This window comes from Microbulbifer maximicatervae (SeqCode), from assembly GCF_052467325.1.
In genome coordinates this window covers 1542999-1561120 of the sequence record NZ_CP174310.1, presented here as the reverse complement: position 1 = coordinate 1561120, position 18122 = coordinate 1542999, and the positions used below count along the sequence as shown (strand labels likewise).

Sequence of the window (18122 nt, the reverse complement as noted above, 5' to 3'; positions counted from 1 at the left end):
TTTTTATCTTTGACTGTACTTATATCCAGTATTTTGATCATTCTGCCTGTGTTGTGTCAATTGACTTGACGCTTTAAGCTTCTGCTTTGGGGTATTTTGGTGGGTGTCCAGAATTGTCAAATAGTGATCCAGCTGAAAAGGCAAGCCTTTAGGCATATCCCGGCGCTCTCCGCCCACCAGCGGCAGTAGGCTTTTGGGCTGCTGGCCTGAGATGGCTGTGTGGATGCGTTGCTGGATCGAAGTGTAATTGGATTCTTCTGGAGTTTTAGCGATACCAGCACGGATAGGGTTGAGGTCCACGTAAGCCAGGCAGGCGGCAAGGGCTCTTTCATCCAGCAAGGCCTGAGACTTGAAACGCCCTTCCCAGAAACGACCGGTGCAGTTGTCCTCGGCATTGGCCTGGCGGGCGATGGACTCGTTCAGGCAGCGCATAAACCAGCTGATATCGACCAGGCGCTCGCGCCAAAGGGATGTCACCTCCTGAAGTTTTTCCAGCTCGACGGCATCCAGGGCTTCACCGCGAAGATAACGTTGGCTCAGTGCAGAACCTTTGAAAAGTTGTTGCCAGCGTTCAATTATCTCGATAGTGGACCATGAGTTTGCTGTGTAGGTATCGATATAGAGCACAATATGAGTGTGATTACTCATTACCGCATAGGCAGCGATATCGAGAGCAAAGATTGAGGCCAGCTTATGCATCCTGGCCTCAATCCACCGGCGCCGGTGCTCATAGTCTTTTCCGGATTTAGCATCCCTACCGCAAAGGAACGCTCTACGCACACAGCGGGAGACACAGTGATAATAGGGTGTCGCATCGAGAGAGATTTGCGTGCTGCGTGGAAGAGTCATGGATTTTTATCTTTGACTGTATTTATATCCAGTATTTTGATCATTCTGCCTGTATTGTGTCAATTGACTTGACGCTTTAAGCTTCTACTTTCGTGGGTGTCCAGAATTGTCGGCGTCCTCTACTTTGGTGGGTGTCCAGAATTGTCCCATTTGGTGGGTGTCCAGAATTGTCCCAAGAATTGTCCCATCGGTCAGGATTAGCGGAACTACAGAAAAGTATGTTCTTCGCGAAGCGATGAAGGGAGTTCTTCCGGATGTTCTATATAAAAAGCAAAAGTTTGCATTCATGGCTCCTCCGGTAGAGACCGTTACCGGAGCTTGGACTTGGGTGCAACGAGTTATTGAGAAATTTCTCAGCCCAAAGGAGGTTAATTTAGCTGGATTGCTGCGATACTCGGAAATAGATACTTTAATTGAAGAGTATAAGTTACCGGCCCTACATCGATCAAAAAAGGTTCAATTGGATGCCATGCTCAATCATATCTTGGGAGTGCAAATATTATATAAGCGTTTTATTGAGGCTGATCTGCCATTGTTGGCGCAAGAAAAATCTTCTCTTCTTGGTTGGAGTTTAGATCGTATGGATAAGTATCGTAAAAGTTAGAGGATATTAGTTGTGAGGTAAATCTCACTACTAACGCAGTATTTTATTATTCAGGATATCCATAGATAAGAGTAGGGGGCGAGATGAGGCACAAGTATCTCCCTTGGCGACTGGTGCCGTGGCAGCGAATCTGGTGCAGGTATATCTATCGCTCGGAGGTGGATGGCAGATACAACAGGTACTTTCTGCACACAAGAAAAACTTGAATTGATAGTGTAGATATCTATCAATATTTTCATAGTATTAGGGAAAATAAAAATTTGTATATGTATTGGTCGGTGAAGAAAACCTTCCTCTACCTAAGTTGCATATCTAACAATTCATAGAGCCTCGTGGTCAGATTAATAATTGCACACTGATCCGGGCGTTTCTAAGGAATACTGAGCGACTCGTAGTGTCAACGATATCTTAAGGGATGGAAATGACCAGAACAATTAAGGATGGAGCTAATTTGATGACTATTGCAGCACAAACTGGGATGAGAATAGAGAATTCTGGTGGTCCCTATGTTATGACGTATAAAGGCAATTAACTTATGAAATATTCTTTGTTTTTAATGGCAATGTTGGTTTTGATTGGGCCAGTTTATGCAGAAGATAAGGAGTTTCGAGATTTGATAACCTCACATGAAAACAATCTCGCTTTTATGTACGACCTGCTTGAAAAAGGAATAGATCCAAATAGAGAGGCTCAGTTATACACTAACTTACTGGTTGGTTGGGTTACTTTTTCATCGGTTGCTGTTAAATACAACATTAAATCAGATATGCTAACACCTCGCAGAGTGTGCGAAATGGCTCAGCTGATGGATGTGACGTATCCAAAGTTATTGAATTCCCCCAAAGGCGTATATCCGATACAAATGGTTTCTTACGCACATAAATCCGCTATTTCTGCGATGAAGTTGATCGCTTTAGAATACCGAATCGATTGCGAGGAGTACTTCAAAGCAAAAAAAAATTTTAAAGGACGATTGGGAGATCTTAAAGAGCATGGAGATTCTTGATTGGGCTTTAATTCGAATAACGTGCAAAAAAGGGAAATTTAAGAGAAATAGAAGCACAGAGAGAGCTTCGTTTGGCTGGTGATGTTGAGCGTTACTACAAAGCACGAGCTGCTGCCGCCTATGCAGCCAGAGTGTTAATGCTGTACAAAATGAGTATGGATGTTGTTCAGCGGAGGAGCTAGACAAAAGTGTAATGGCTTTAGCTAATTTTGGCTTACATGGAAGGGCTCTTATTAACGTTGTTGAAGTTTCTACACGGGATGCACAGCTGCGGTTAATGAATGCCCATTCAGGCTTTACTGCTAACGACAATTAAAGTGTCCAAGGTCTTCTTAATCCTCGACAAATTGCAGTGTATCACCATCAGGTTTTTGGGCAGCTGGGATAGGTTACGCCTTCAACTATAGCAATTGGAGCTCCCTGTAGAACAGAGGCCTGATTGGGGCAAAATCTACCTACTGAACGATAGCCTGAAATAGATCACCATTCATTGCTTTAGCCGCACAGGCCGTAAAAGCCGCTGTAAATATCGGTGACGCTGAAGAATAGAGTTAAATCAAGAAGAGAGTGGTGTGAAATTAGATTTGATCGCAACAATGCTTTCAATACCTACTCAGAAACTTCGAAAGTGTTTGCATCAATCAGTTCACCATCTAATGTTTCACTACCACCACGATAGCGCATAGTCATTTGGCCGGTAGCAATTAAAGTTCCTTCACTGTCATATACCTCTGTATATGAATAGAATATCTTTCGCCCAGTACTCGTTAACTTACCTATCGCAGTGAGTTGATTAGTCTTTGCCTGACCGGTGAAATTTGCTGTTAAAGACAGTGTAAGGGCTCTACGACGGCGGTTGGGGTGGGGGCAGTAGAGGCCGCAGTAAGAGCCAGCGATATCGATTAATGTTGTAATAAAACCACCGTGGGGTACACCGTGGGTATTCAGATGTTCCGGTTGTACTTCTACGCTGATTGCAACATGGCCTTCCTGCCAATTATCTATGGTTACACCTAGATGGTCATTGAACGGGGGTTGTTTCTTGTTCTGCCAATTCATCCAATTTCACCTTAGAAAGTAAGTTTATGATGGGGCGCTACAATTTGTTTTCTGAGTTGAAAGGTAGACTGTGAGCAATCCTGCACTGATAACGATCAGCGTCCCCACCAGTGCAATAGTGTTAGGTAAGTGCTGCCAAATGAGCCAACCTAGAAGTCCGGCAATAACCACACCAAAGTAACTGATTGGTGACACCACGCTGGGTTTTGCATAGCTATATGCTTTGGTGTACAACCAGATAGCCAAGAGTACAGACACACCGTTGAAAATAAGATAGGGGAGTGTCCATAAAGGTACTGGTTCCCAATAATAGATACCCAGGGGCAGGCTGCACGCGAACGAGATTAATACGTAGTAAAACAATATAAGGCTGGGCCGGTCGGTACGGGACAAAATTCGTGTTCCGACCATAGAGGCAGCCAGGGTAAGCCCTGAAATCAGGCCGAAGGCATGGCCGCTACTAATACCGTCCACGTTGGGTTGAAGAATCAAGGTGATCCCCAGTAAGCCCAGTAAGATTGGTAGCCAGTGGGCTATGGGGATTTTTGCTCGAGACCAAAGCCAGGCAATAAGGGGAACAAAAATGGGAGCTGCATTACGCAATAGTCCCGCTTCCATTAGTGAAATTTTGCTTAGGGCAGAAAAATATGTGAAAAAGCATAACCACCCAGCAAAACCGCGTATTAGGTGGGTTCTCCAGTGTTGGGTGGTAAGGTGTCGAGGTGTTTGTCGCACTAGCCATGGAGTTAGCAGTATCAGGCAGATACTGTATTGGCTGAGCGTAATTAATGGCACGGGGACAGCGGTAGACACCCATTTGCTGGCTGCGGCCGCTGTACTTGCTACCAGCGCGGTAGCCAATGCAAAACCAATGCCCTTCCAGTTTTGGATATCCGTGCGGAGTGGCTGACTTGGTGGGGATTGTACTTCGACTAAGGCATCAGGCCTACTCATGGTGACACAACTTCTTTATTTGGCTGCAGCGGGTAAAGTGGGAAGCCAGTAGTCATACTGACTTCCCCTATAGTTTACAAGCTTAGATTTTGCCATCAGCCCATTGCGCAAATGTTTTTCCCTCTTGGGCTAGCCGTTCCAGTAAAGGGGCTGGAGTCCAGTAGGTATCTCCATGCTGCTGGCGGAAAGTACATATTTTTTCGTAGATTTCCTTCAAGCCGATACTGTCGGCATAGTGCATAGGTCCTCCACGATGGGGCGGAAAGCCATAACCGTAAACATATACAACGTCTATATCACTCGGACGTTGGGCTATGCCTTCCTCCAGGATTTTGGCTCCTTCATTAATCAGCGCGAAAGTTAGGCGGTTTAGAATCTCCTCGTCGGAAATTTCCCGCCTTACAACCCCTTGGCTTTTAGCTTGGACTTCAATGACTTTCAGTACTTCCGGGTCGCTGCTGCGAGCGCGAGTTTCGGGATCGTAGCGATAGTAGCCGGCTCCACTTTTCTGGCCCAGGCGGCCCATTTCAACCAGGGCATCTGCAATACAGTAGGTTTTTGGCTCTCCTCTTTCTGATTCGCTCAGGCCCTGGCGCGCCTTGTAGCCGATATCCAGCCCCGCTAGATCTCCAACGGCGATAGGGCCCATAGCCATCCCCCAAGACTGCATAATCGAATCAATCTGCTCCGGGGTTGAGCCCTCGATTAAACACAGCTGCGACTCTCTGCCATAGGGGCGCAACATACGATTGCCAATAAAGCCGTAACAGTTTCCCGCTAGTACGGGTACTTTCTTGATCGTTTTAGCGAGTTGCATGGCAGTGGCAATTACATCGTCAGCACTTTGCGAGCCGCGAACCACTTCGAGTAGTTTCATTACATTGGCAGGGCTGAAAAAATGCATCCCTATAACATCTTGAGGCCTGTTGGTTGCAGATGCGATTTGATCAATATCTTGGTAGGAAGTGTTGGTTGCAAGGATAGTACCGGGTTTGCAGGAGTGATCCAATTTGGCAAAAATTTCCTGTTTGAGCTCCATATTTTCAAATACGGCCTCAATGACCAGGTCTACATCAGCTAGGTCTGCGTAGTCAGTTGTGCCGGAAATCAACGAGAGACAATGAGTTTTTTGACCTTCTGTGAGTTTCCCTTTCTGCATGCTGATGGTGTAATTCTTGTCGATCACTGCTAGCCCTCGATTTATCGCAGTTTGATCGACTTCTACCAGCTTGACTGGAATACCGACATTGGCAAAGTTCATGGCGATGCCTCCGCCCATAGTGCCTCCACCGATAATGCCTACGCTCTTTATCTCCCTGGTGGGTAGGTCTTTTGGTAAGCCTGTGACTTTGGTTGCAGTGCGCTCGGCAAAAAATAAATGCCTGAGGGCGGCCGATTGGCTGGAGAGCAGGCATTCGATAAACAGGTCGAGCTCTTTCGCGAGACCTTGATCAAAAGGCTGGTGAACTGCGGCCTCTATACAGGTAACAATATGTTGCGGTGCAAGCTGACCTCGTGATCTCTTTTCAAGGCGCTTGCGGAAATCATCAAATACCCCCTCAGGAATGCTGTCAGGATCTATTGCGATGTCTCTGACTCGGCGGAGAGGAGCTTCATTTGCTATCAATTCACGGGTAAAGGCGAGGGCTCCCTCTAACAAGTCATCATCGATAACCCGGTCTATTAACTTCATACTTTTGGCTTTAGAGGCCGGTATTGGACTCCCTTTTGTGATTAATTCCAGTGCAGCGGCAACACCAGCCAAGCGTGGGGTGCGCTGGGTGCCACCGGCCCCTGGCAGTAATCCCAGTTTGACTTCTGGAAGCCCCACTTTGGCCGATGCTATTGCACAGCGGTAATGGCAGGCTAGTGCGACTTCGAATCCACCGCCGAGTGCCGTGCCGTGAATGGCGGCGATCACTGGTTTACAGGAGTTTTCTATTTCCTCAATCACTTCTGATAGGGCGGGCGCCTGTGGTGGCTTGCCAAATTCCGTAATGTCGGCACCAGCGATAAAAGTTCGGCCTTCACACACTAGCACCAGGGCTTTTGATGCATCACCTTGAGCGTTCTTAATCGCTCCCCAAATGCCCTCACGCAAGCCGTGAGAGAGGGCGTTCACAGGGGGATTGTTCAATCGAATTACACCGATATCGCCAATGAGTTCATAACTTACACTAGACATTGCTATCTCCAGATCTTAAGTGATAACTGTTCGGTCTCGGTTTTATTTACATCTAATCAGGTTCATATGCGTTCTATGATTACGGCGATGCCCTGGCCAATCCCGATACACATGGTGGCCAGTGCATAGCGCCCGCCGGTACGTTCCAGCTGGCGCAATGCTGTCAGCAAAATACGGGCACCACTGGCCCCCAGGGGGTGACCAACGGCGATGGCACCACCATTGGGATTTACCCGTGGGTCCGCATAATCAATTTCGAGCATTTTGAGGCAGGCCATAGCCTGTACTGCAAAAGCTTCGTTGAACTCCATTACATCCATATCCCCAAGCTCCAAGCCCGCCCGGGCAAGGGCTTTACGGGTAGCCGGTACCGGGCCCAACCCCATCACTCGCGGCTCTACTCCTGCAATGGCGCTGGCGAGAATACGTGCCCTTGGCTTTAGATCTGCTGCTTGGCCTGCTTCGGCGCTACCAACAATGAGTGCCGCCGCACCATCGTTGATGCCGGAAGCGTTGCCGGCAGTAACCACTCCATCTCCGAAAAGCGCGGGTAGGGCTTGAAGTCGCTCCAATGTTGCATTGGGACGGGGATGTTCATCTGTATCGATAAGACGCGCTGGCTTCTTGCGGCCTTGGGGTACTTCGATGGGAATAATTTCATCGACAAAGAAGCCATCGGTACGTGCCGACTCGTATTTAGTTTGTGATGCCAATGCAAATGTATCGCACTCTTCCCTGCAAATATTCAGGTCTGATGCAATATTGTCTGCGGTCTGAGGCATGCTGTGGCTTCCATACTCAGCAACAATGTCTGGGTTGGTGAAGCGGGGGCCTAGGGTCGTATCTGCCAATACCTGATTGCGATCAAAAGCACTGTTGGCTTTGGAGAGAACCAGGGGGGCGCGACTCATTGATTCGACACCTCCCGCGATAAATAGCTCTCCTTCCGAGGCGCGAATGCAGCGAGCGGCATCTGCTATAGCGGATAAGCCGGAACCACAAAGGCGATTTACCGTTATGCCGCCTGTGGATATGGGCAATCCAGCTAGCAGGCCTGAAAATCTGGCAACGTTGCGACTGTCTTCTCCCGCCTGATTGGTATTGCCCGCAATAACGTCCTCAAAATGTTGAGGGTTAAAATTGTTTCTTTCAGTCAGGGTCCTGATGACATGGGCAAGCAGGTTGTCGGGCCGGATACAGGAAAGGCTACCCCCATGGCGGCCAAAAACACTGCGACCGCCGTCATAAATATAGGCATGTGACATAGTGAAATTTCCGATGTTGGAGTTCTAAGTGCATTGAGTAATGCGGTAATTTCTTTTATTCAAACTCCAAAGCCACGGGTAAATTTTCCAGGGCTTCCTCTACATCGGCTTTGCTGGAGGCTTGTTCAAGTTGAACTTTTGCTACCTGGCCAAGGGATGCATCGAAGTGGGCGGAAAATTTAGCGGTAATACTTTTTTCCTCTAATGCCTGGCCTACGACATATTCGGTAGCGCGATTGCGCAGAGCTGGCTTGAATACTTTGGCTACAGCAGTGAGTGGAATCTCATCAATAATTTCCACGCGCTTAGGAATGGCTGCACGTTCAGAAATTTGGCTGCGGCAATAGTCAATGAGTTGTTCTTCTGTGGGCGGGTTAGTGGATGGAAACAGGGTAACGTAAGCTACTGGAACTTCTCCGGCATAAGCATCTGGTTGACCCACTGCAACGGCAATAGCAACGGCAGGGTGACGGGATAATGGTTCTTCGATCAGAGCCGGATCTATATTATGGCCGCCGCGAATAATTAAATCCTTGGCCCGCCCAGTTAAGAACAGGTTACCATCTCCATCGAGATATCCCATATCGCCGGTATTAAACCAGGACTTATCGACCCAGGCTTTAGCATTATCCTCTTCTGATAAGTAGCCAGAAAAAATATGTGGCCCGCGCGCGAGTACTATGCCCACCTCTCCTGTATTGCAGGTTCTAACCAGTCGGGTACCGTCTACTTCGGCAATTTTCATTTCCATATAAGGCAATCGCCGGCCAACGCTGCCTTCAGGGGCTTGCATATCGGTAGGAGGACGAGCTAAAAGACAGCTGGACTCCGTCATGCCGTAGCCATTACTGACAAGGACATTGAACTTCTCCTCAAAGGCATTCTTCAACCCCGTTGGCAGGGTGGAGGCTCCACAGCCAATATCTGTTAGAAAGCTGATGTCATTGTCACCCACGGGAATTTGCAGCAATACACCGAGGATGGTGGGGACGGCGGCAAAGCCCTTCACCTGAAAACGCGCAACATGATGCCACCAATTTGGTAGGACATTGGGTGAGCGAAAACCAGAGGGTGTCATGATAACAATTGTGCGTCCGGCCAATAGGGTGCCAATACCCGCAACAACCGTACCGAAAATATGAAACAGCGGAAGTCCGCTCAGGGTAGCGAAGCGCCCTTTACTGGATGACGTATCAGCACTTAATTGAGCAACGAAGGCAATATTGCTGTGAGTTAAGCGGGCTATTTTAGGTCTTCCAGTAGTGCCCCCGGTGTGGAAATAACTAGCGGTTTCACTCCCCTGGATATAACGTTCACTCTTTAGATGATCGTCCGGCTGTTGGGATATAGCCGAGACAAAATTATCTGCGTGAATACCCGCCGGAACTGGAGTATTGCTAATTGGCTTTTTACTGATTAGTAACAGAGTTTTTAATGTGGGAACTTGCTCGAGAATTTGCGTTACTTTATCCCATATTTCCTCGCTAAGATCTTGGCCAAGAGTGACCAGGACTTTAGCCCTGGTGGTATTCATAATTTCGATTATATGTTCGGGTTCCAGCAACGGATTAATAGGACTGGTAATACCTGCTGCCTGGCCTCCCCAAAGTGCAAAATGGGTTTCTGGCAAATTGGGTAGTAATAAAGTCACTGTATCGGTTGGCTCAACACCGATGGAGTGAAGAAGATTGGCAGTCTGGTGCACTCGCTGGGATAACTCGGAGAAACTTACTTTAACCGTGTCTTCGTCAGGTGCGGCCGTTGGCAGGAATTCGATGGCCGAGTCATGTTGGTAGAGGCGGGCAGATTGCCGGATTAAATCAAAAGTGCTTTCCCAGGGGTATCGCTGCGAAAGGGGGACTTTTTCATATTCCTGAATTTCAGCAAGTGACTGCAACATTTTATCGGAGGATTGAATGGGCGTGATCGACATGGGGGCTTCTCTCACTTTGGTTATTATGGTGACGACCATAGCAAAAGTGAATACAGCATTCCACTCTGCGGAATAAGGTGTTAGTGTTTTACCTATTAAGAAGTGCCCAATGCATTTTTTAATGGAAAATGGCGCAAAAAAACTTATTAAAAATAAAAAGGCGCCATGTTGTTGAGGTTTTTCCTGTTTTATTTTTCGAACGGTTGATTTGTGTGCCTATCTGGAGTTGATTGGCGCTAGAAATGTTCGGTTTTTTATTTCGATAAATGCATTTTACGCCAATAATTTAAATCGTTGGGATCGATTCAAAGGCAATTAAGTAACTTGTCGAGGTGAATCTGTTAAACACTAGTTCCGCCTGTACCGGGGATCTTTCAAAAGATTGCGTATTTTTGCTGCGCAAGATTGTGATAGAAGCAGTTTGTAGGAGCTGCTGTTCAATGCGCCGACTAATAAAGGAGCAGGCGAATGAATATAGATTTTTCTCCCGAAGAGTTAGCTTTTCAGCAGGAGGTCCAGCAGTTTCTCCAAGAGAAACTTCCTGAAGATATTAGAGAGAAAACCCTGAAGGAAATCCCCCTGGATAAAGAGGATTTTGTTCGCTGGCAAAAAATACTCTATGAGCAAGGGTGGGCAGCAACGAATTGGCCGGTTGAATATGGAGGTACCGGTTGGACACCTACTCAGAAACACATTTGGGCAGACGAATGTGCTAACTATGGCGTACCAGAGTTGATTCCTTTCGGCTTAAAAATGGTTGCTCCAGTGATCTTTACCTACGGTAGTGAAGAACAAAAGCAACGATTTCTGCCTGACATCCTGGCAAGTAATGTCTGGTGGTGTCAGGGGTATTCGGAACCAAATGCTGGCTCAGATTTAGCTTCCTTAAAAACAACAGCTGTCCGTGATGGCGATGAGTATATTGTCAACGGCACTAAGACCTGGAATACCTTGGGTCACTTTGCAGACTGGATATTTTGTTTGGTTCGTACTGGTGGGCCTCAAGTAAAGAACCAGGCTGCTATCAGCTTCTTGCTAATTGATATGAAACACCCCGGTATTACGGTTTCGCCAATTATGACCTTGGGTGGTCACCATGAAGTAAATGAAGTCCATTTCAATAATGTGAGGGTACCGGTAGAAAACCGTATTGGCGAGGAGGGGCAAGGGTGGACTTACGCCAAGGTTTTGCTAACCCACGAACGCACCGGTATTGCGCGGGTGGCAAAATCCAAGAAACGCTTACAAACGTTAAAGGATTTAGCCAAAGAGACCTGCGATGGAGAAAGTAGTCTGCTTGAGAACCCGGCTTTTGCCCAAAAACTGGCCGAAGTTGAAATTGATCTCTTGGCTCTGGAGTTTACTGAACTACGTACGCTTGCGGCGGTAAGTACAGGTGGTGCCCCAGGAGCGGAATCTTCCATCCTTAAAATCAAAGGAACCGAAGTCGCTCAACTTATCGATGAACTGTATATGGAGACGGCGGGTTACTACGGAATGCCGTTTGTGAGAGAGCAGTTTAGGAGCGGGTTTGACGGAGAATGGGTGGGTCCCGGTGTTATTGCCAGCAGTGTGCCTCGTTACTTAAACAACCGTAAATCCTCAATTTATGGCGGAAGTAATGAGATTCAGAAAAATATTATCAGTAAATGGGTACTTGGCCTGTAAGTGCAGCATCTAAAGAGGACTTGAGCGATGGATTTTTCCTACAGCGAAGAGCAGCGGATGCTGCAAAGCAGTGTGAGCAAGTTTATCCAGCAGGATTATGACTTTGACCGTCGTTGTAAAATAGTGAGTAACGATATTGGCTTCAGTAAGGAAAATTGGAAGCTATTTGCGGAACTCGGCTGGTTAATGGTGCCATTTGGAAAGGATGATGGAGGCCTAGGAGGCTCCGCCGTAGACTTGATGGTGGTTATGGAGGAGTTCGGCCGAGGTTTAGTGGTTGAGCCTTTCCTGGCCAGTGTTGTTCTCAGTGGTGGTCTTATCGCTGACTGCGCTAGTGAGGTGCAAAAGCGAGAACTCCTGGGAATGTTAATGGAAGGCCAATTGCAATTGGCATTTGCTTTTACTGAGTCACAGAGTCGCTATAACCTTACTGATATAGCCATGACTGCGGTAAAGGATGGAGACAATTACCTCCTGAATGGACATAAAGCTGTCGTTCTAAATGGTGACGTAGCAGATAAATTCTTAGTTGCTGTGCGAACGAGCGGAGCACAGCGAGATCGTGAGGGGATCACCTTACTACTTGTCGATCCCAATACAGAAGGGCTTCAGCGGCATGGATATGCCACTGTGGATGCACACCGTGCCGCTGAAATTAAATTCAATAACGTGAAAGTACCCATAGCTAATCTGATAGGGGAAGAGGGGGCGGCTTTAGGAGCTATAGAAAAGGCTGTTGATAGAGCGACGTTGGCATTGTGTGCAGAAGCTGTTGGAGCTATGGAAAGGATCTATAAGAAGACAGTTGAGTACACTAAGACGCGGGAGCAGTTTGGTGTTCCTATTGGCAAGTTCCAGGCACTACAGCACCGCATGGTGGATATGTTTACTGAGTATGAGCAAGCGCGCTCAATATTGTTGATGGCTGCGCTACAGCTTGATAGCAATAACGGAGTTGCGCCTAAGGCGATATCCGCTGCAAAAAGCCGTATTGGTAAAGCTGCGCGGTTTATCGGCCAAGAGGCGATACAGTTACATGGCGGAATAGGGGTTACTGAGGAGTTGGATGTAAGTCACTACTTTAAGCGTCTAACAACAACTCAGTACCTATTTGGCAGTACTGATTACCACACTTTACGATTTGCCAAGCTGTAAATCATAAAGTACTGACTATACGGCCAAACTCACTCTCTACTTGCCACTTTGCGAGGGCACACACATGGAAAAAGTTGTCGAGCACACCAGATCTGTGAGCATAGGTAAAGTAGAGAGTGTTTTTAAACTTCAAAAGGATGCATTTAATAGGAACCCCTATCCGAGTCTTCAGGAGCGTCTGGAAAGTTTAAAAAAATTAGAGCAATTGATCCTGGAAAACCAGAAATCCATAGCAAAGGCAATAAGCGAGGATTTTGGTAATCGTGCCATCCAGGAAACTAAAATTGCAGAGATCTATGGGTGTATCGAGGAGATTCGTTACACTCGTAAGCGCTTAAAAAGGTGGATGAAAATTCAGAAGCGCCATGTGCCTTTGCTACTTCGAGGAGTAAAAAATCGCGTATTACCTCAACCAAAAGGGGTGGTTGCTATTGTTACCCCCTGGAATTACCCACTACTTCTGTCTGTCGGGCCCTTGGTGAGTGCGATATCCGCAGGGAATCGCTGTATGATCAAGATGGCCGCTAACTCACGCGCCCTTTCTACATTACTACATCAGCTATTTAATAGGTTCTTTTCAGAGGATCTGGTAGCTATTCTTCCTGGAGTGAGCGCTACGGAGTTTACAGCCCAGGCATATGATCACATGATTTTTACTGGATCTGGCAAGGTAGGAAAAGTGGTAATGCGGAGAGCTGCGGATCACCTAACTCCTGTGACACTAGAACTGGGGGGCAAGTCTCCAGCCATAATATGTGGTGACTTTGATGAAAATATTGCTGCGGAACGTATTTTGAGCTCAAAATTCTTCAATGCGGGCCAAACTTGTGTAGCTCCAGATTATTTATTGATTCCTGAAGAAAAACTTTTAGGATTCTTAGAGTCGGCTAAGAGACTTGTGCCCAAATGGTATCCATCTTTAAATTCAGAAGGTTATACTTCGATTGTTGATGAAAAGGCGTTTAATAGGCTGACTACTTGTCTAAAGGATGCTCTGGAGAAAGGGGCTACAGTTCTGCCGTTATTAGATGTTGAAAACAATAAGGGTTTGCAAAAAATTGCTCCCACCTTAGTGTTAAACCCGACAGAAGACATGAGTCTGCTACGTGAGGAGATATTTGGCCCTATTTTACCTATTCTTACCTATAGGGATCTGTCTGATACGATAGATTACATAATTAGTAAAGATAGGCCTTTAGCATTATATATTTTTAGTTCTAGCGGGGAGATTCAGGAAAAGATTATCAAAAGCACAATGTCTGGAGGTGTTTGTATCAATGACTGCGCGATGCATGTCTCCCAGGCAGACTTGCCCTTTGGTGGTGTTGGGGCGAGTGGCATGGGGCAATATCACGCTTATGAGGGTTTTTTGGAATTCTCAAAATTACGCCCGATCTTTACACAAGCCAAAAAGTCAGCGGCGGTGCCTTTACGACCACCTTACGGCCAAAGATTTGATAAAATTTTCAACTTTCTACTGCGTTTCAAGCTGTAGCTGTACTGGTTGAGAAAATCTGGAGTTTGAGTCGACTAATATCGGATTAACATAGCTTCGATATTGCCTACCAGGTTTTTCAACAGGGGAGCTACTTCATTTTCTAAGTATTCCGGGTTAAGTCTAAAAGCAGGCCCGCCAGCATTAAAAGTGTAAATATGACCTTGGCTTAAAGAGAGAGGTACTGCGATACCGTTGACATCGCGATTCCACTCGCCAAAAGAACAGCAGAAGCCGCGCTGCTTGTAGCTGGTGACCGCTTCTTCAATACCGGCTTTGATCGTTGGCCATTGATCACCAGCTTTTTTCTCCAGATAGCCATAAAAATACTCCCTTTCTTCTTGAGGGAGTGCTGCCAAAAAGGCTCGCCCGGAGCCGCTGGAAGCTATGGGTACGCGATTACCGATTTCATGGCGAAAAGTTGTGACATTTGCTGGAGCACAGAATTCGACAAAAATCATATCCAGCCGATCCCGATCAGAGAGGCCAACAGCGGTGCCGGTAGAGTTGGCCAGATCCTGCATTAAAGGCTTGGCTACCTGCCTGACTGTAAGATTTGAGACAAAAGCATAACCAAGAGCCAGGACGCCACTACCCAGCTGATATTTTTCCATTCGATCGGAGTAGGTTAGATAACCTAACTTGGTTAGAGTATAAGTCAGTCTGGAAACACTGGAGCGGGGTAGGCCAGTACGCTGGGCGATCTCCAAATTACCCAGAAAGCCATCACCAGGTTGAAAAGCTCGGAGCACATCCAACCCACGAGCTAGAGCCTCAATAAATTTTCGATCTGGTTCGGTATCTTTTTTCCTATGTGGATCTCGCAACAAAACCATGAGCTTATATCCTGCTTTATTGGTGTAAATTATACAGTTTTGCAAGTAAGCCTAAAGAGAATTTTTTGATATTTTAGAGTGAATATTTCCCTGTTCTGAAGAGCGATTTCTTTAGTGTGTATATTGTTTCATCTGTAATTCGAATTTGATTGTGATAGAGAGATGTGCATTATGTTGATGGTTAAATCGTAAGTAGGGTATAGGTTATCTTGCGGGGAGGGAGGTCAAGGACTCAACGAAAGAAGATATTTAGGCGTTTAAAGCAAACGGAATAGAGATTGATGCCAGGTAATGGTTTAATTAATTTCGTGTCAGGATTGGGTTGGCAATATACAATTCTAGTTGCTGTGCGAAGTCATGATGAAGAAGGTGTTGCTGTTGTAGTTATAGCTCTCTAGGTGTATTGATGGATAAAGAACATAAGATGAAATATAGGGGCGGCATTAATTGTTGTGGGTTTTTGGCGGGCATAATTTGCACGCCAAAAATGTTCTTCGGATGCTTTTAAGGTTTTAGGAATTCAATTTTCCAGCCTGTGCAGCTATTTTCGTCGTAGAATTCATCTCGCGTCAGTAGTTGCATGCCTAGTCTTTCAAATACTGCTATAAGATTATTCATGTCTCTATCTGACAATGATGAATCTAGCTGGTTTTGCGATCTTAAAGCTGTATATTTCAGTTCTGTATCAAAAAAAGAAAGAAATCTATCTTTTGTGGCGTTACTGGATGTTAAATTTTTTTGTAGGAAGCTTTCTAGAGAGTTTCGCACAAAGAAGGTTGTTGCAGATTTTGGGTGCTTGGAGATTAGCATTTCCACGGATGCAATTAGACGCTTTAATTTTTCGGCTGTATGCGGATTTCCTAATTTTATTTTTGCTTTTTCAGTGGATTGGGTGTCTTCAAAATCATGGATCAAAGATGTAGTTTTCTCTAAAATTTTTAAATCTTCGATGATTAGTTTGTGGGCCGAAACTTCATCTGAGCAATCTTTGTAGGGTTTGGAATTTGTTTTATGGCATATCGCTTTAAACATTCCCCCGGGCTCAAGTGATTTTCCTATGCTTGTTGCCGCCTCTACTTTATTACTATACTCGAAGCCAAATTGTGAAGTGATCAGGCTGAATTTTTCATCAAGTGAGTGAATTTTTTCAATTGCCATGCAGGAATGAAAGTTTAATTTCTTTAAGGCTTCTTGATGTCTAGGGTTTTTGTTAGTTGCTAGGGGAGTGATGTTGGCTGCATCAGCGGCATGAATTTCTAGTGGTTTTCCAGACTTTGATGCTTCATCTGCAATTAATAGAGCTACTGCGCCATTGCCGCATGCAATATCGAGAACTTTAGAGTTGGGATGTAACCCAGAGACTGTGGATCTCCAATATTCTCCCGTTTTTCCTATATAGCTATTGGGTAGAACTTGCGCAAAAGAGGTGGGGAATCCTTGTTGCCAGAAATTTGTCCACTGTTCCAAATGTTGCATGGGTACCTCGATTTTTTTTTGATTTATGTGTCGAATAATACGGTAAAGGCGTATTTAAGAGCTACTTTCTGTGTCTTTGGGAATGGAGAATGGGCGGCTAATTAGAGTCATTAGCCCCTCACAACGGTCAGGCAGATGTAATTAGTGTGACGTTTGTGACATTTGGGAGTTTTTAATGTGAAGCAAAATATTTAATATATTTACCTATAGTTAGGATGGGTTTATTTTTCTCCTTTCCCCTATAGGATACATATCTTTTTAATGGGGAAGCGTAAACTAGTGCCTTGCTTTTCCGACGCCACGGCTAGTTTGTGTAGTAAGCAGGCCAGATATATGGTGGTTTTGAGGCGGTGAAAAGGCAATTGACTTGCTGGTCAAGCCTGATGGGGCTCTCCAAATACATATAGCCCTTTTGATAAGTTGGTGTTTATAAACCTTAGTGACTGAACGTGCTTGCTTGGTTCTACCTCACAGCGTAAGTTCATTTGTCGTATTGTGACTTTGAATTTCAGTCTAGTTTTTAGAGGAAGTCGTTTTTCTATTTGGTCCAGTTTTTTCAATTGACTATTTTGGTGTAGAGAGGGCTATATATATTTATGAGTCAGTAGTCCTGACTCTGCCAGTTTTAGATGCATAAAGTCCTCAGCTAAAAACAGTTGTCCCCTGTAAATTGATTGAGCCTCACTCCTGATTTTCTCGATTGAGCATTGCGCATTAGGCTCTTTTTGATAGCGAGTACTGAAATGGGTAAGAACTAGATTTGGTATTGACATACTCTCTGCAAAGGAGGCTATTTGAGTAGAAAAACTATGCCCTACACGGCTCGCTTTTGCGGACATATTTTTTGCGTAAGTCGATTCATGCACTAGTACACTGCTGTTATTACAGGTATTTTTTAATAATTCAGGTTTATCATTATCTCCACAAATAGTAATCTTACGTGGGAGCCTCGGCTTCTGGATGAAGTTGGCCGCGCTGTATGCCTTACCATGACAAACAATATCGATACCCGCCTTTAATTTTCCCCACAGGGGACCTTTAGGGATGTCACAGGAGAGTAATCTCTGTGTATCTAGAGTAGTTTCAATATATCTTTCAGTAAAACTATACGCATAGGAGGGCACCCTATGAGAAAGTTGTGTAGTAGTAATCGTGAACTGCCCTATGTCTATTTGGGGTAGGTCTTCAACGGGAATGAAACTGAGGTCAAATGGAATGTAAAGTTCGGTGATTTTTTGAGTTGATAAAAGCCAATCATAGACGGCTCTAGGGGCAATAAGTGTCAGTGGTGCCGTTCTTCGCTGCATCCCTGAGCTGCCAAGTAGACCGGGCAGCCCGTAACAGTGATCACCATGCTTATGGGTAATAAAAATTGCCTTTAGTCTACTAAGTGATAAGCTCGTATGTAGAATCTGCTGCTGAGTACCTTCTCCACAGTCGATTAAATACCAGTTCTTTTTCCGGCTTTCTAATAGTCCAATACCAGACACATTCCGCTGCTTGGTCGGAGTGCCTGATGATGTCCCTAGAAACAGTATTTCCACCAAGTCCTCCTTGGTTGTTCTCGCTCTGTTAGCGATATTCGGGTCTGTGGTGGCTAAGTAATCCCTGCGCTTTAGCCCAGGTACACTTGAGAT

General features: G+C 45.7%; 14 protein-coding genes. 5 read left to right on the top strand and 9 right to left on the bottom strand.

Features of this window, described 5'->3' with window-relative positions; all coding sequences use genetic code 11:
• Positions 1–3 precede the first annotated feature (3 nt).
• Positions 4–849 carry a transposase gene (locus tag ACJJIE_RS07110; RefSeq protein ID WP_444894087.1) on the bottom strand — a complete coding sequence of 282 codons (846 nt, stop codon included), beginning with the start codon at positions 847–849 and terminating at the stop codon, positions 4–6.
• A gap of 127 nt (positions 850–976) precedes the next feature.
• Here ACJJIE_RS07110 and ACJJIE_RS07105 point away from each other — a divergent pair, with 127 nt between their 5' ends.
• Both ACJJIE_RS07105 and ACJJIE_RS07100 read left to right on the top strand, forming a co-directional pair.
• Positions 977–1453 carry an asparagine synthase-related protein gene (locus tag ACJJIE_RS07105; protein ID WP_444894086.1) on the top strand — a complete coding sequence of 159 codons (477 nt, stop codon included), beginning with the start codon at positions 977–979 and terminating at the stop codon, positions 1451–1453.
• Positions 1454–1988: 535 nt separating this feature from the next.
• Positions 1989–2459, top strand: coding sequence for a hypothetical protein (locus ACJJIE_RS07100; protein WP_444894085.1), 471 nt, complete (start codon positions 1989–1991; stop codon positions 2457–2459).
• A gap of 609 nt (positions 2460–3068) precedes the next feature.
• Here ACJJIE_RS07100 and ACJJIE_RS07095 read toward each other — a convergent pair.
• From ACJJIE_RS07095 to ACJJIE_RS07075, 5 genes are all read right to left on the bottom strand, one after another.
• A complete protein-coding gene (locus ACJJIE_RS07095; protein WP_444894084.1) occupies positions 3069–3518 on the bottom strand; it encodes a PaaI family thioesterase in 450 nt (149 codons plus the stop codon).
• A 24-nt stretch (positions 3519–3542) separates the two neighbouring features.
• The gene (locus ACJJIE_RS07090; protein WP_444894083.1) at positions 3543–4472 is read right to left on the bottom strand and encodes a DMT family transporter; all 930 of its coding nucleotides are present in this window, start codon (positions 4470–4472) and stop codon (positions 3543–3545) included.
• A gap of 82 nt (positions 4473–4554) precedes the next feature.
• Complete coding sequence (locus tag ACJJIE_RS07085; protein WP_444894082.1) at positions 4555–6657, bottom strand: 3-hydroxyacyl-CoA dehydrogenase NAD-binding domain-containing protein; 2103 nt, start codon at positions 6655–6657, stop codon at positions 4555–4557.
• A 62-nt stretch (positions 6658–6719) separates the two neighbouring features.
• Positions 6720–7922: a 3-oxoadipyl-CoA thiolase gene (locus tag ACJJIE_RS07080; RefSeq protein ID WP_444894081.1), complete on the bottom strand. Its 1203-nt coding sequence runs from the start codon at positions 7920–7922 to the stop codon at positions 6720–6722.
• A gap of 55 nt (positions 7923–7977) precedes the next feature.
• On the bottom strand, positions 7978–9855 hold the full coding sequence (locus ACJJIE_RS07075) for an acyl-CoA synthetase (protein WP_444894080.1): 1878 nt from the start codon (positions 9853–9855) through the stop codon (positions 7978–7980).
• A 468-nt stretch (positions 9856–10323) separates the two neighbouring features.
• On the opposite strand from ACJJIE_RS07075, the gene ACJJIE_RS07070 reads away from it, so the two are divergent.
• The 3 genes from ACJJIE_RS07070 to ACJJIE_RS07060 all read left to right on the top strand — a co-directional run bounded on the left by ACJJIE_RS07070 (position 10324) and on the right by ACJJIE_RS07060 (position 14173).
• Complete coding sequence (locus tag ACJJIE_RS07070) at positions 10324–11523, top strand: acyl-CoA dehydrogenase family protein (protein ID WP_444894079.1); 1200 nt, start codon at positions 10324–10326, stop codon at positions 11521–11523.
• Positions 11524–11550: 27 nt separating this feature from the next.
• Positions 11551–12678, top strand: a complete 1128-nt coding sequence (locus tag ACJJIE_RS07065; protein ID WP_444894078.1) for an acyl-CoA dehydrogenase family protein — start codon at positions 11551–11553, stop codon at positions 12676–12678.
• Between the two features lie 64 nt (positions 12679–12742).
• Positions 12743–14173, top strand: coding sequence for a coniferyl aldehyde dehydrogenase (locus ACJJIE_RS07060; protein ID WP_444894077.1), 1431 nt, complete (start codon positions 12743–12745; stop codon positions 14171–14173).
• Positions 14174–14208: 35 nt separating this feature from the next.
• Here the strand turns inward: ACJJIE_RS07060 and ACJJIE_RS07055 are convergent, their stop codons facing one another.
• From ACJJIE_RS07055 to ACJJIE_RS07045, 3 genes are all read right to left on the bottom strand, one after another.
• Positions 14209–15009, bottom strand: coding sequence for an IclR family transcriptional regulator (locus tag ACJJIE_RS07055; protein ID WP_444894076.1), 801 nt, complete (start codon positions 15007–15009; stop codon positions 14209–14211).
• A 504-nt stretch (positions 15010–15513) separates the two neighbouring features.
• Entirely contained in the window at positions 15514–16485 is a 972-nt protein-coding gene (locus ACJJIE_RS07050; protein ID WP_444894075.1) for a class I SAM-dependent methyltransferase, read from the bottom strand.
• Between the two features lie 584 nt (positions 16486–17069).
• The gene (locus tag ACJJIE_RS07045) at positions 17070–18029 is read right to left on the bottom strand and encodes a ribonuclease Z (protein ID WP_282933089.1); all 960 of its coding nucleotides are present in this window, start codon (positions 18027–18029) and stop codon (positions 17070–17072) included.
• Positions 18030–18122: the final 93 nt, after the last annotated feature.